This is a genomic window from Kordia algicida OT-1, from assembly GCF_000154725.1.
In the GTDB taxonomy this organism is placed as follows: domain Bacteria; phylum Bacteroidota; class Bacteroidia; order Flavobacteriales; family Flavobacteriaceae; genus Kordia; species Kordia algicida.
The window spans coordinates 3038395-3052511 of record NZ_DS544873.1 but is presented as its reverse complement, the minus strand read 5'-3'; the positions used below and the strand labels follow the sequence as shown (position 1 = coordinate 3052511).

Here is a 14117-nt window from a genome sequence, read left to right as displayed (position 1 = left end):
TTGAATGGTATGTTTGAGCTCCTCCCAATCAAGTTGGGAGAGCGAGCCATGAAAGCCCGACCGTTTTGCGGGAACGCCCAAAATTTAAAGAAGTGAAGAAATGTATAATCTTTGTGCTTAGTTTGAGTTTGGAGCAAAAAAAATTAGCCAACTGGCTAATCAAAATTTTAAAATTTATAAAGTTATCTTACTGATTGTTTAAACACCAATGTAAGATTTTTGCGGTGTTGTTGGCATCATCAACGCCTCTGTGATGTCTTCCTTCTAAAGGAATACGGAGTTGTTTTAATGCGCGTGCCATTCCGATGCCGCGTCGCATGCGATTGCAACGTTTAAACTCCTCTTTGACATTGATGTGTTGATCGCCAAACGGGAAATCGACCTGTTTTTTTCTGCATTCTTCCATGACTTTGTTACGATCATACGCGCCATAACTAGCCCAAGTGTATGCAGACGAATCATACTCGTCAAAAAGTATATCAATCGCATCTTCGAAAGAAACGCCATCTTGCGCAACCATTTCGGGAGTGATTGAAGTGAGTTCTGTGCAAAATCGACTGATTTCGGAATGTTCAGGAATTACGAGAATTCCTTGTTGTTTGGAAATTTTCCCAGAAGGAACATCCAATTCGCAAATGCCAATTTCGATAATCTCACTGTGATTTCGTTGGTATTCGCCATCTTGTTCCCAGCACGTAGCTTCTAAATCTACCACTAGGATTTTGTTTGTTGTTTTCATCTTTTAATGATTTTTAATTTAATGAAACTCACTTTTGAAAAGCTAGTACTGAACTTGATTCAGTATCTAAGACACATTCAAAATTGCAAGTTGAATTCATCTTATTGAAGAACGAGATCTAATATTTGATACTGACAGATGAAGCCGACGCACAACTACTATGTAAAGAACTTGTGCAAAGAATGTGATTTATGTGCGCAATCTTTTTACGCAGTTTCTAATTTTTTTATATTTTCACATCAAATACATACACATGGCAATTAATAAAAACGCACTGATACGTTATAAAACGATTGATAAATGTTTGCAAAATAAGTATCGTCAATGGACATTGAATGATTTGATTGAAGCTTGCTCGGACACATTACACGAATATGAAGGTCGTGAAGTGAACGTGAGTCGCAGAACGGTACAATTGGATATTCAAATGATGCGCAGTGATAAATTAGGCTATAATGCTCCAATTGTGGTGTACGATCGGAAGTTTTACAAGTATGAAGATGAAGATTATTCTATTACGGATATTCCGCTGACGGAAAATGACATGAATGTACTTTCTGAAACGGTAGAAATGTTGAAACAATTTAAAGATTTTTCATTGTTTTCAGAATTGGGCGGCATCATACAACGTTTGGAAGATAAAGTGTATACGGAAAAAACGCATCAGGCTTCCATTATACATTTAGACAAAAATGAAGGACTGAAAGGATTGCAACATTTGGATTTGTTGTATCAGGCGATTTTAAAGAAAATTGTGTTGCGTTTAACGTACAGATCGTTTAAAGCCAAAGCAGCTTCCGAAGTCATTTTTCATCCGTTTATTTTGAAAGAATATAACAATCGTTGGTTTTTGGTTGGTGTTGCAGGAAATAAACCGCAGATTCTCACTTTTGCTTTAGATCGAATCATTAATGTAGATTACGATTTGGATATTCCGTATCGAAATGAAGATTTTAGTGGAGACGATTATTATAAAAATACCATTGGTGTAACGGTTTTGGATAAAAAGCATATTCAAGAAATTGTATTGAAAATAGAAAAAGACAATGCGCCGTATGTGACTACAAAGCCTTTTCATCACACTCAGGAAATTATTTCAGTGTTTGAAGATGGAAGCATTATGATAAAGTTAAAAGTGCATATTAATTACGAATTGGAACGTATGATTCTCGGTTTTGGAGATTCAATTGAAGTCATAGAACCTAGATTATTGCGGAAACGTATTAAAAAGAAATTGGCGGCGGCTGTGAATAAGTATGCGGAGTGATTTTTTGAAATTAAGTACAGAAAATGTCATTTGTAAAACAGTACTTTTTTATTTATTGAATAGGATAGCTTGTTTGTTTTACTTACATTTATGTGAGAATAGTTTTAAAATTGAAGAATCAAAAGTTGATAAGAAAAAAATACTATAAGTGGGTTAAGAAGCTTTTAAGAGAAGATGTAAAAGAAATTTCAGATGAAGAATATGTTGAGTTGGAGGAGGAGTATTTTCAGAAAGATAAATCAGATTGGTTTAAAGTAAAAAAAGATTCAGATCAAAAGGAGATTCAGGTATGGGATAATAAAAGAGTTAAAGTTTTCTGGATGTTGATTAGGAAATTTTCAATGAAAAGAGGTCAAAAAGAAGGTAAATACTCATTTTCAAAATTTATTTTTCCAAAATTCGAATGGTTCTTTGATAATTCTGTAGATTACCTAGATGACTTGAATAATCTTACTTTGTTACAATTGGAGTTTTCAAAACCAGCAAATTTTTGGAATGAAGATGAAAAAATAGAATTTTCATTGGAAGTGAATTTTAGTCAAGCAAAGTTTTTATCAATAGCAATATTTAGTCAAGTCACTTTTTATGAACGTGTCAGTTTTAGTGGAGCGAAGTTTCTAAATTCAATATATTTTAATTATACTATTTTTTATGAAAATGTATCGTTTAATTCCGTTAGCTTTTATGGGGATACTTTTTTTAGATTTGCTAAGTTCGAAAAACAAGTAAGTTTTGGTAATAGTAAATTTTGCAGTAAAACATTCTTTGTGGGAGCTACGTTCTCTTTAATATTAGATTTTTACAAGGTTACTTTTTTGGGTGATACTTATTTTGAAAATTTAAAACTTACAAATGAAGTTAATTTTTCATTCTCTAACTTTACTAAAGAAAAGGTGTTTCTATTTAATAACATAGAAGGTATATATAGTTTGAATTTTTCAAATGTTTTACCTAATTCTGAAATAGTTTTTCGAAAAGTTAATTTTATTAACTCCGATATATTAAATTCTGATATAAGTAAATTTAGATTTGAAGAATGTAACTGGGGTAGTTCTCAAAAAATAAAAATGAAAAATGGAAATGAAAGTATTTATAGACAGTTAAAAAAGAATTTTGTTAACGCAAGAGATTGGGATTTAGCAGGGAAAGCATACAGAAGTGAGATGTCAACAAAAAAAAACAATGTATTTAGAAAGCCTGTAAAACGCGATAAAAATATAAGTTCATGGATTTATCTCTTGATAAGACCTGTTGGCTTCATAATATATTTTTTTTATGGTTTCTTTTCAGGCTACAACCAAAGTATTATTAAGCCTATATTTTGGTTTTTAATATTTACATTTCTTATTTTTCCATTCATTTATTCTGATTTTTGTTTTAATTGTATTTTTAGAGAAGAATTCATAGAACAAAGCGTGAAAAATGCATTTCCTTTTTTTAGTTTAGATGATAGTCTTTCATTTTGGTATTCACTAATTCAAAAAATTTTTAGTACTGTGTTATTGACTTTCTTTATACTTGGATTGAGAAATAAATTTAAGCAGTAATTGCGTAAGCTCTAATAAAACAAAAAACCCGATCAAATTTTGATCGGGTTTTTCTGGTGGTGCCTCCAGGAATCGAACCAGGGACACAAGGATTTTCAGTCCTTTGCTCTACCAACTGAGCTAAGGCACCAGTCGCAAATGCGGATGCAAATATAAGTGTTTTTTAAACTTGACAAAACTATTTTGCAAAAAAAACGTTTCTTAAATTAGCAAAGTTTAAAATATACGAATGAATTTAATTGTAGACGCAGGAAATACGTATGTAAAAGTTGCTGTTTTTCAAGGAGATAAAATGCTGTTTGATGAAAGCTTCAAAAAAGAACGATTTCAAGAAAAAATTAAAAAAATTTTAAAAACACATGCGGAAGTTGATAAAATGATTACATCTTCCGTGACAAAACTAAGTGATGCTACAAAACAGTTTTTGGCAAATCTTGATATAAAAGTGCTCAAACTTACGCATGAAACGAATGTTCCGTTTCAAAACAATTATGCAACGCCAGAAACATTAGGCGTAGACAGAATTGCATTGGTTGTGGCTGCCGTGACACAATATCCAAAACAAAATGTGTTGGTGATTGATGCTGGAACTTGCATAACGTACGATTTTAAAACACATGAAGAAATATATTTAGGTGGCGGAATTTCCCCGGGAATTCAACTCCGTTACAAAACATTAAATCTATTAACCGCAAATTTACCTTTGCTCACACCAAAAATGCCAGAAAGCTATATTGGTAATACAACCGAAAGCGCAATTCATTCAGGTGTAACTGTAGGAACAATTACAGAAATTGATGGCATAATTGATCGATATAAAGAACAATTTACACATTTAACAGTTATTTTAACAGGCGGCGACGCTAATTTCTTGGCTAAAAGGTTAAAAAATACCATATTTGCGAATTCAAAATTCTTGTTGCAAGGATTGAATAATGTTTTAGAATATAATAGATATAATGATTAGAAAGTTTTTAGGATTATCAATTTTGTTGTTTATCTGCCAGGTTAGTATTGCACAGCAAGGAACAGCTTCCCCGTATTCGTTTTTAGGAATAGGCGACTTAAAGTTTAAAGGGACAACAGAAAATAGAAGTATGGCAGGGATGAGTATCTATTCAGATAGTATTCATTTAAATCTACAAAATCCAGCTGCATTTGGTAGTTTGAAACTTACAACATACACACTTGGAGCAAGTTACGGTCAATTAAAATTGGAAAGTGATGCAGGAACTGATAAAGGTTCTGCAACAGCATTAGATTATATTGCAGTTGGTCTTCCTATTGGAAAACGAATGGGAGTTGGTTTCGGATTATTACCTTTTAGCTCAGTAGGTTATAATTTTGAAGGAATTGGTGAAACAGGAATTGCTTCGGCACCAAACAAATTTGCACAGTATGAAGGTGAAGGTGGACTAAACTCCGTATTTTTATCGTTAGGATATAAAATTACCAAAGAATTTTCGGTTGGAGCAACGGTAAATTATAATTTTGGAAACATTAAAAATCAAAATACAGAGTTTTTAGGTGAATTAAATGATGAAGGAGAATTTGTAAGAACCTTGAACTACGGAACACGTTCTAAAGATGAATCAAAACTTAGTGGTATCAACTATAATCTTGGAGCATACTATCAGACAAAATTTAATGACAAACTTTCGTTGAGTACTTCTGTGACATTTTCGCCGAAATCTGATATAAGCTCAACAAATACACGTCAGTTATTAGCATTAAATATTTCTGGAAATGGTGGAGAAATTATCAGTTCTGGGCAAGTAGATGATATAGATTTGGGAGACCGAAGAAAAACAGAATTGACTTTGCCTACAAAATTAGCTTTTGGAGCTGGTATAGGAGAAAGAAATAAATGGTTTGCTGGAGCAGAATATACGCTGCAAAATAATAGCGATTTTGGAAATGGATTGACAACTATTGAAAACGTAAATTATGAAAATGGTTCAAAATTAGCCGTTGGAGGATTTTACGTTCCAAAATATAATTCGTTTACAAGTTACTGGGAGCGAGTAACATATAGAGCGGGAATTCGTTATGAGAACACTGGAATCATGGTGCGTAACGAAAGTATAAATGACTTTGGCATGTCTTTTGGAGTAGGACTACCTGTGGGACGATCATTATCAAATGTTAACCTTGGTTTTGAGTTCGGAAAAAGAGGAACGACTAACTCAGGATTAATCAAAGAAAATTATGTAAACTTCCACATAAGTTTATCACTTAACGATAGATGGTTTATAAAAAGAAAATACAATTAATCGATAAATATTAAAGAAATGAAGAAGACTATTACATTATTTGTTGCAGGGTTGTTTGCGTTAACGAGCTTCACAACTTTAAATGCTCAGGATTGTAAGACAAAGTTATCTCTCTTTGCTGAAAATGCAAAGGCAAAGAACTATGCAGAAGCAGAAACACAATTAAACGAACTAAGAAAAGAATGTCCCACAATTAGTTCAGCATTATATGCGTATGGAGAAAGAATCTATAAGGCAAAGCTTAAAACGGCAACTGACAAAAAAGCGGTTGCGCAAGAATTAATTCAACTTTACAGAGATCGACTTGCTAATGTCCCAGCAAAAACGAAAAAAGGAGATGTTTTAGGTGACATCGGAACACTAATGGTTGACTATAAAATTGGAGATGTAAAAAGTCAGTACGATGTATTTGATGAAGCGTTCAAGTCAGACTTGGAAAACTTCAAAAATCCAAAATCTTTATATCAGTATTTTGAATTATACTATAACATGTATCAAACAGGTGATTCAGGAGTTTTATTAGAAAATCTAATCGAAAAGTTTGAAGAACTAACAGAAAAGTTCGAATCAGAAAGCGAAAGATTAGCAAAAACTAAAAATGAATTGATTGCTAAAAAAGATGCTGGTCAAGAATTAACTTCTAAAGAAAAAAGAAACGAAAGAATTGCAGATACAAACATCAAAGCAATTGCTATCTTCTCTGGAAACATGGAATCATTGGTAGAAAAAGTATCAACATGTGAAACTTTAATTCCTTTATTTAGAAAAAACTTTGATGCAAATAGAAACAATACACTTTGGTTAAAAAGAGCTGCTGGAAGATTAGATGTTAAAGGTTGTGATGAAGATCCATTATTCGTAGAGTTAGTAGAAGCTGTAGATGCTTTAGAACCATCTGCAAACTCAAAAAGATACTTAGCTGGAATCTATGAAAGAAAAGGAAACTTAGTAAGAGCTGAGGAATACTTGAACCAGTCGTTAGACATGGAAAAAGATCCAATTAAAAAAGGGAAACTATTATACAAAATTGCTGGAAAAGCGAAGAAAAGAGGTCAAAAAGCAAAAGCTAGAAAGTATTACTTAGAAGCTGTTAAAAGCAATCCATCGTTAGGTGGCGCATATTTAAAAATTGCACAACTATACGCTTCAAGTGTAAACCAATGTGGAAAAGACGAATTCACAAAAAGAGCTGGATACTGGAAAGCTGCTGAAATGGCTAGAAAAGCTGGACAAGTAGATCCATCATTAAAAAGTATTGCTAATAGAACTGTAAGTTCATACATGAAATCTGCGCCAAGCAAGTCAGATGTATTTAGCAAAGGATACAAAGGTGGAGAATCAATTCCATTAAACTGTTGGATTGGTGGAAGCGTACGAGTTCCAAACTTATAATATGAAACTACATAAAAAACATATATTACAATTCATTGTCACAACGCTTGTTGTGACAATGTTTTTTTCATGTCAGGACAACTATAGCGAAATCCAAAAACTTTCGTATTCCAAACGTTTTCCTGTTGGTGAAGCCGAAAATATGTTTTTAGTGTATACCGATTCTGGAAAAGTAAAATCAACACTCAGAAGTCCGTACAACAAAGATTTTTCCAATCAAAAATTTCCTTTCATGGAATTTCCTAAAGGAATTGTTCTGGAATTTTTTGATGAAAATAACAACAAAAGCGTCGTAACTTCCGACTATGCAATTTTGTATAGTGACACAAGATTAGTAGATTTACAAGGAAATGTAGTATTGACTACGCATGACGGAAACGTCTTAGAAGCGCCACAATTGTATTGGGATCAAGACAAAGAATGGGTTTTTACAGAAGGAGAATTCAAGTGGAGCAATGAATATGGCGTACTGCTACAAGGAACTAACGGAATCGACTTCAATAAAAGTCTGACCATTATAGATGCACACGAAATCTATGACAGTACCATTCCTATTGAAGAAAAAGACAAATAAAAGTATCACACTGACAACCAAATAAAAGCAAAAATAAACAGATGAAAGTTTTACACTATACCAAATATCTATATCTTTTTGTTGCCGTTTTATCTATCTACAAAATAATCACAACGTGGAGCAATGAAGAAAGAATTGATTACATGTTTATCATATTTGCTGTAGTTTCTTTAGCAATGTTTTTCTTTAGAAGACATTACGAAAAGAAATTTGAAAATTACAAAAGAGAAAAAGACGACTAGATGGAAGTACAGTTGCTCATTATCATAACGGCATTACTGTTTTCAGCATTCTTCTCAGGAATGGAAATCGCATACGTCTCTGCGAACAAAATACATATAGAATTAGAGAAAAAGCAAGATGGAATTTTAGCAAAAATCCTGACGCGACTCACTCAAAAACCTTCCAAATTTATAGCAACAATGCTTGTTGGAAATAATGTGGCATTGGTTATTTATGGTTTTTTTATGGGCGATTTGTTAGTAGATTTAATTCAGGAAACATGGCTCAAACAATACATCGTAGCTGAATATGCGCTGCTTTTTCAAACCATAATTTCAACACTTGTTATTCTCTTTACAGCAGAATTTTTACCTAAAGTATTCTTTCAAGTATATGCGAACAGTCTGCTTAAATTTCTAGCATTTCCCGCGTACATTTTTTACCAATTATTTTGGTTGATCTCTGAATTTGTCATGTGGATCTCAAACGTAGTGCTCAAAAAATTCTTCAAAACGGAAGGCGACCAAGTGCAACTCGAATTCAGTAAGGTAGAATTGGGTGATTACATCTCAGAGCAAATGGAAGCTGGACATCAAGATGAAGACATTGACTCCGAAATTCAAATATTTCAAAATGCATTAGAATTTTCTGCGGTAAAAACACGCGAAGTCATGATTCCGCGAACAGAAATTGTAGCGATAGAATTGCGAGAATCAACTCAAAACCTTGCAAAACTATTCTCTGAAACAGGATATTCCAAAGTATTAGTCTACAAAAATACAATTGATGACATTATAGGTTATGTACATTCATTTGAGCTATTCAAAAAACCAAAAACCATTCGCAGTATTGTATTGCCTGTAGTATTTGTGCCTGAAGCAATGTTGGCAAACGATGTATTAAATGTACTGACGAAAAAAAGTAAAAGTATTGCAGTTGTGCTAGATGAATATGGCGGAACTTCCGGAATTGTTACGGTTGAAGATATTGTGGAAGAATTATTTGGAGAAATAGAAGATGAGCACGATGTTACGGAATTGTTGGAAAAACGCATCAGCGAATACGAATACCTATTCTCGGCACGATTGGAAGTCGATTACATCAACGAAACTTACAAACTCAATCTTCCTGAAAGTGAAAACTACGAAACTTTAGGCGGTTTAATTGTGAGTGAAACCGAAGAAATTCCACAAAAAGATGAGGTTATCATCATCAACAATTTAAAGTTTACCATCATTGAAGTTTCTAACACAAAAATAGATACGATTCAATTACAAATACTTTCCGAGGATTAAAATCCCTAAAATTAACGAATTAATCCTGAGTTCTTCTTTTATTATTTAGTAGGAAATTGTATTTTCGCCCACTGAATTTCATAAAATTGAAGATAAATGGCAATTCTTGCAAAAATTAGACAACGTACATTAGTTCTGATCCTTATCATTGGATTGGCACTTTTTGCTTTCGTAATTTCTGACGTATTTAATAATAATGGCGGAGGAGACAAGCGACCAACAGAAATGGGAACTGTAAATGGTGAGAACATTCCATTACAGCAATTCCAAAACCAAGTAGAATACGCAAAAAACTTATCAAGAGGTAGGCAAACTACGATGCAAATCGTAAATTCTCTTTGGGATGAAGAAGTAAAAAATGCTTTAATCACACAACAATTAGACGAATTAGGAATCACAATAGAAAAAGATGAAATCTGGAACCTATTAATCACAAGTCCTAATATCACTTCAAGTCCACAATTTCAAGACGAGTCAGGTACTTTTGTAGAAGGAAAGCTAAGAGAATATGTAAATAACTTAGAAGCCAAAAGAAATCTTGACGATCAAAGCAAAGCAGAATATAACAATTGGGTTGCTACAGAGCAGTACACAATCAGAGAAGCAAAAAAAGCATTGTACTACAACTTGGTAAAAGCTGGATCAATTGCTACAGTAAAAGAAGGAGAAATGGCGTACCGTATGGAAAACGACAAAGTAACTTTCAAATATGTACAAATTCCTTACACTTCTATTGCAGACTCATTAGTAGAAGTTAGAAAAAGCGATGTGCAAAACTATATCGAAAATCACAAATCAGAATTTGAAGTAAAAGAATCAAGAGACATACAATATGTATTCTTCCCTGAAACACCTTCAAAATCTGATGAAGAAGAAGCTAAACAAATGGTAGAAGACTACAAAAAAGGTTTAGCTGCCGCAGAAGATGCTAATGCATATGCAAACGAATACACTGAAACTAACGAATCAACAGCATTTACATACAGTAGCCAATTGCCAGCAGACATTTCTTCAGAGATCATGGCAATGGAAGTTGGAGATGTTTACGGACCTTACAAAGTTGGAAATCAATACAAAATTTCTAGACTTGTAGAAACAAGTAAATTGCCAGATTCTGTAAAAAGTAGACATATTTTAATTCGTTTTGCAGGTTCAGCAGGAGCACAGCCAGACTTAAAAAGAACGAAAGAAGAAGCTAAAAAAACAGCAGATAGTATCTTAACTATTGTAAAAAGAAACAAATCTAAATTTGCTGACATAGCAAAAGAAATATCTGATGATACTTCAAAAGACAAAGGTGGAGATTTAGGATGGTTTACAGGAGCTACAGCGCTTACACCAACATTCAAAGAATTCGTATTTGAGAATGAAACTGGCGATATGGGTGTGGTTGAATCTCCTTTTGGATTCCATGTTATTGAAATTGAAGATCAGAAAAATGAGCAAAAAGTAGTAAAGCTTGCAACTATAAATAAGCAAGTAGAAGTTACTGAGCAAACATTAAACGACTTATTTACAACGTCATCAAAATTTGAATCGGATGCAGGGAAAAGTGATGACGCTTTTGTAAACGTTGCAAAAGAGCGTAACTACGATGTAAATCCAGTAAATAGAATCAAAGAATTAGATGCAAGTCTTGCAGGAATGCCACAACAACGTGAAGTTATTCGTTGGACATTTGAAGAAGATACAGAAGTTGGAGACATCAGACGTTTTTCTGTTGGAAGTGGATTTATCGTAGTACAAGTTACAGCAAAGCATGCTGCAGGATTGGCTTCAGTAGAAGAAGCGTCTGCAAGAGTTCTTGGAACTTTACGAAATAAGAAAAAAGCTGAAATGATAAAAGCAAACAACGCTGGAAGTAAAACCTTAGCTGAATTAGCTTCAGCAGCAGGAAAAGCGGAACAACAAGCAACATCATTATCTATGGCTGCACCAATCATTCCTGGAGCAGGAGCAGAAAAGAAAGTTGTTGGAGCTGCATTTGCTTTAGACAAAGGTGCAACTTCTGGACTAATTGAAGGAAGAACTGGAGTATTTATGATTCAGGTTGTTGACAAAGTAGAAGCACCTGCAAAAGACACGTACTTAACTGAAATGAACACTTTAAGAAATCAAAGAGCTACAAAAGCAACAAGTTCTGTTGTAGAAGCATTAAAGAGTTCTTCAGAAATCGAAGATAATAGAGGTATGTTTTACTAAACCTCAAAAACATATCATGCTTTTTTGCATGTGTAAAAAAACCTGTGAAGTTCATTTCACAGGTTTTTTGTTTTTATAAAACTTCCTATTTGAGAATAAATTTAGATCAAGATAATATCATTTTGTGAAAAGGAATGACAGTTTCGTATCCTTTTGCTTCAAAATAACCTTTCGTATCGTCGTTTCCAGTCGCTAAAATAAAATCACCGCCCCAAGCACCTAAACTTTTGGTTTGTCCAAAATAATCAGCAAACAAACGTTCTTGTACAGGTTTTTCCTGAATAATTCCACCAATAATCTGTTCGTGTTCTTTTAGAAGTAATTCAAAATCTACTAGCGATTTGCTGGTAGTTATTTCGGAAGTAATCGCATTAATCACTTTTATTTCATTGGCAATAGTGCCTTTTCGCGTATTATAATTTTCAATAGCGTTTCTGCTATTTTGTTTTTTGTTTAAATGTACAAAGTACAATTGATTGCTAAACGTAGGTGAAAAATCTACTTCAGTTACTTTAGGTTGCTGTTGATGCACTTCGTAGACAATGGACGCGTTATGTTTCGCGCAAGCAATATCGTAACCACTTCCCTTAAACGCATTCCACAATAATGTATACGGACTTACATTTGCCCAAAGTGCAATATTATTGATTAAAGTAGAAGACGAACCCAATCCCCAATCTTGAGGAAAACTCAAAGTAGTTTGCACTTCAAAACCAGTATTACCTGATAAAAACTCAGGATTCAATCGTTTGGCTTCTACTAACAAATTGTGTAATGTTTGACTGACATCGTCTGCACGAGAAGCAACAGCATTAAAAGATGATAATTGAAAAGCGCGTTGATACCAAATAATGTCTCTATAATCAAAACTTTTCCAAATCAGTTCAGGGACATTAATTGGTTTTACTGTTAAACTTTGTCCATATTTTGTTGGTGTAGCTAACGCTTTTGCGCCATCTAACACTACATATTCACCTGTTATCAATAATTTTCCGTTACTGTAAAAATTCATGAAGCGTGTTCTGTTTTATACGCTGTAAAAGCATTCACAACAGCGCTATGTGTTACTGTTTTATCTTTAAAGAAATTGATAAAATGTGTTTTCTCCGTTTCGGTAGCTTCTAGTTGATTCAAAATATTAATTAGATGCATTTTCATATGCCCTTTTTGAATTCCTGTAGTGACCAATGAGCGAACAGCAGCAAAATTTTGCGCCAATCCTGCAACGGCGACAATCTGCATCAATTCTTTTGCGCTCGGTTTTCCTAACATTTGCAATGCTAATTTTACCAAAGGATGCAATGACGTCAAACCGCCAACAGTACCTAAAGACAACGGAATTTCTATCCAAAACTTAAAAATACCGTCTGTAACTTCGGCATGCGTTAAGCTTGAATAACGTCCGTCTTTGGCGGCATACGCATGAATTCCAGCTTCAATTGCCCTAAAATCGTTTCCTGTGGCAAGAACAACGGCGTCAATTCCGTTCATAATTCCTTTATTATGTGTCACGGCACGATATGGCTCTGTTTTGGCAATCTGAATTGCACGAATAAACTTTTCGGCAAACTCATTTGCGTCCATTGATTCGTTTTCTACTAATGTTTCTATCGGACAACTTACTTCGGCTCTTACCAAGCAATTTGGTACATAATTGGAAAGAATGCTCATGACAATTTGAATATCTTTTTCTTGCTCAGAAAAAGGTTCAAATGATTTTGCGGAAGTTTCAAAGGTTTTTGCAAACTGTTCCAAACAAGAATTGATAAAGTTTGCGCCCATAGAATCAACAGTTTCAAACGTACAGTGTAGCTGAAAATATCCTGCTAATTCATCGGTTTTATCACGAAGTTCAATATCGGTAATTCCGCCACCACGTTTCTCCATATTCTGAGTAATGTGTTTGGTTGCAGCAAACAATTCGGCTTTAATAGAATTAAAATAAGCTTCTAACTTTTCGGTAGCACCAAAATACATAAAATGTACTTGTCCTACTTTTTCAGTGCTTAAAACAGTTGTTTTAAATCCGCCGCGATTAAGCCAAAATTTTGCAGCTTTACTTGCTGCAGCAACTACTGAACTTTCTTCGATTGCCATCGGAATTGCGTACAATTGGTCATTAATCAAAAAATTTGGTGCAATTCCCAAAGGAAGATAAAAATTGGTGATGGTATTTTCGATAAACTCATCGTGAAGCTTTTGTAATGTTTCATCAGAATTCCAATACTTTTTCAAAGTGCCAACAACTGTTTCATCATCATGAAAATAAGTGTCAGCAAGCCATTTTATCTTTTCGTTTTTGGAAAGTTTAGAAAATCCAGCAATGGGAGCAATCATAAAAAAGGGTTTAAATCCGTTATTAGGTAACCACAAATATACGCAATGAAAAAGGAACAATTTTAGCTCAAAAGCACTAAAATAGTATCTCAAAAAGTTTCTTTTCTCTGAAAATCAGTCAAAAATAGCATATAGAATGTTTTGTTTGCGCCAAAAAAAGTTGAAAGTAAGCTCAAAAAACGAATTCATTTTTTTATGAAAGAAACTAGGATTCAAGCCAATTTGAAGTTTACATCTTCTTTCCTGCGAAAGCGCATAAATACTCAGTA

12 protein-coding genes and 1 tRNA gene are annotated in these 14117 nt (G+C 33.7%); 9 read left to right on the top strand and 4 right to left on the bottom strand.

The features are described from left to right. Positions 1-187: 187 nt before the first annotated feature. Positions 188-739 carry a 3'-5' exonuclease gene (locus KAOT1_RS12955; RefSeq protein ID WP_007095283.1) on the bottom strand — a complete coding sequence of 184 codons (552 nt, stop codon included), beginning with the start codon at positions 737-739 and terminating at the stop codon, positions 188-190. 253 nt (positions 740-992) lie between these two features. Between KAOT1_RS12955 and KAOT1_RS12950 the strand changes: the two genes are divergently transcribed. Both KAOT1_RS12950 and KAOT1_RS12945 read left to right on the top strand, forming a co-directional pair. After that, the gene (locus KAOT1_RS12950; protein WP_007095282.1) at positions 993-2006 is read left to right on the top strand and encodes a helix-turn-helix transcriptional regulator; all 1014 of its coding nucleotides are present in this window, start codon (positions 993-995) and stop codon (positions 2004-2006) included. Positions 2007-2131: 125 nt separating this feature from the next. Next, positions 2132-3553, top strand: a complete 1422-nt coding sequence (locus tag KAOT1_RS12945) for a pentapeptide repeat-containing protein (protein ID WP_238528701.1) — start codon at positions 2132-2134, stop codon at positions 3551-3553. A 54-nt stretch (positions 3554-3607) separates the two neighbouring features. On the opposite strand, the gene KAOT1_RS12940 is transcribed toward KAOT1_RS12945, so the two are convergent. Continuing rightward, positions 3608-3683: transfer RNA gene (locus tag KAOT1_RS12940), tRNA-Phe, on the bottom strand. A gap of 99 nt (positions 3684-3782) precedes the next feature. Between KAOT1_RS12940 and KAOT1_RS12935 the strand changes: the two genes are divergently transcribed. The 7 genes from KAOT1_RS12935 to KAOT1_RS12905 all read left to right on the top strand — a co-directional run bounded on the left by KAOT1_RS12935 (position 3783) and on the right by KAOT1_RS12905 (position 11511). Then, positions 3783-4520 carry a type III pantothenate kinase gene (locus tag KAOT1_RS12935; protein ID WP_007095280.1) on the top strand — a complete coding sequence of 246 codons (738 nt, stop codon included), beginning with the start codon at positions 3783-3785 and terminating at the stop codon, positions 4518-4520. Then, complete coding sequence (locus tag KAOT1_RS12930; RefSeq protein WP_007095279.1) at positions 4513-5826, top strand: outer membrane protein transport protein; 1314 nt, start codon at positions 4513-4515, stop codon at positions 5824-5826. The genes KAOT1_RS12935 and KAOT1_RS12930 overlap by 8 nt, the downstream gene beginning before the upstream one ends. An 18-nt stretch (positions 5827-5844) precedes the next feature. Beyond that, the gene (locus tag KAOT1_RS12925; protein ID WP_007095278.1) at positions 5845-7218 is read left to right on the top strand and encodes a tetratricopeptide repeat protein; all 1374 of its coding nucleotides are present in this window, start codon (positions 5845-5847) and stop codon (positions 7216-7218) included. 1 nt (position 7219) lies between these two features. Further along, on the top strand, positions 7220-7792 hold the full coding sequence (gene lptC / locus KAOT1_RS12920) for an LPS export ABC transporter periplasmic protein LptC (RefSeq protein WP_007095277.1): 573 nt from the start codon (positions 7220-7222) through the stop codon (positions 7790-7792). 41 nt (positions 7793-7833) lie between these two features. Further along, entirely contained in the window at positions 7834-8034 is a 201-nt protein-coding gene (locus KAOT1_RS12915) for a hypothetical protein (RefSeq protein ID WP_007095276.1), read from the top strand. Continuing rightward, positions 8035-9309 (top strand): hemolysin family protein, encoded by a 1275-nt coding sequence (locus tag KAOT1_RS12910; protein WP_007095275.1) that lies wholly within the window; start codon positions 8035-8037, stop codon positions 9307-9309. It begins immediately after the preceding gene. A 96-nt stretch (positions 9310-9405) separates the two neighbouring features. After that, entirely contained in the window at positions 9406-11511 is a 2106-nt protein-coding gene (locus tag KAOT1_RS12905; protein ID WP_007095274.1) for a peptidylprolyl isomerase, read from the top strand. A 106-nt stretch (positions 11512-11617) separates the two neighbouring features. Here the strand turns inward: KAOT1_RS12905 and KAOT1_RS12900 are convergent, their stop codons facing one another. Both KAOT1_RS12900 and KAOT1_RS12895 read right to left on the bottom strand, forming a co-directional pair. After that, positions 11618-12523, bottom strand: coding sequence for a GYDIA family GHMP kinase (locus tag KAOT1_RS12900; protein ID WP_007095273.1), 906 nt, complete (start codon positions 12521-12523; stop codon positions 11618-11620). After that, positions 12520-13848, bottom strand: a complete 1329-nt coding sequence (locus KAOT1_RS12895) for a hydroxymethylglutaryl-CoA reductase, degradative (protein WP_007095272.1) — start codon at positions 13846-13848, stop codon at positions 12520-12522. Before KAOT1_RS12895 ends, KAOT1_RS12900 begins: the two co-directional genes overlap by 4 nt. Between the last annotated feature and the right edge of the window lie 269 nt (positions 13849-14117).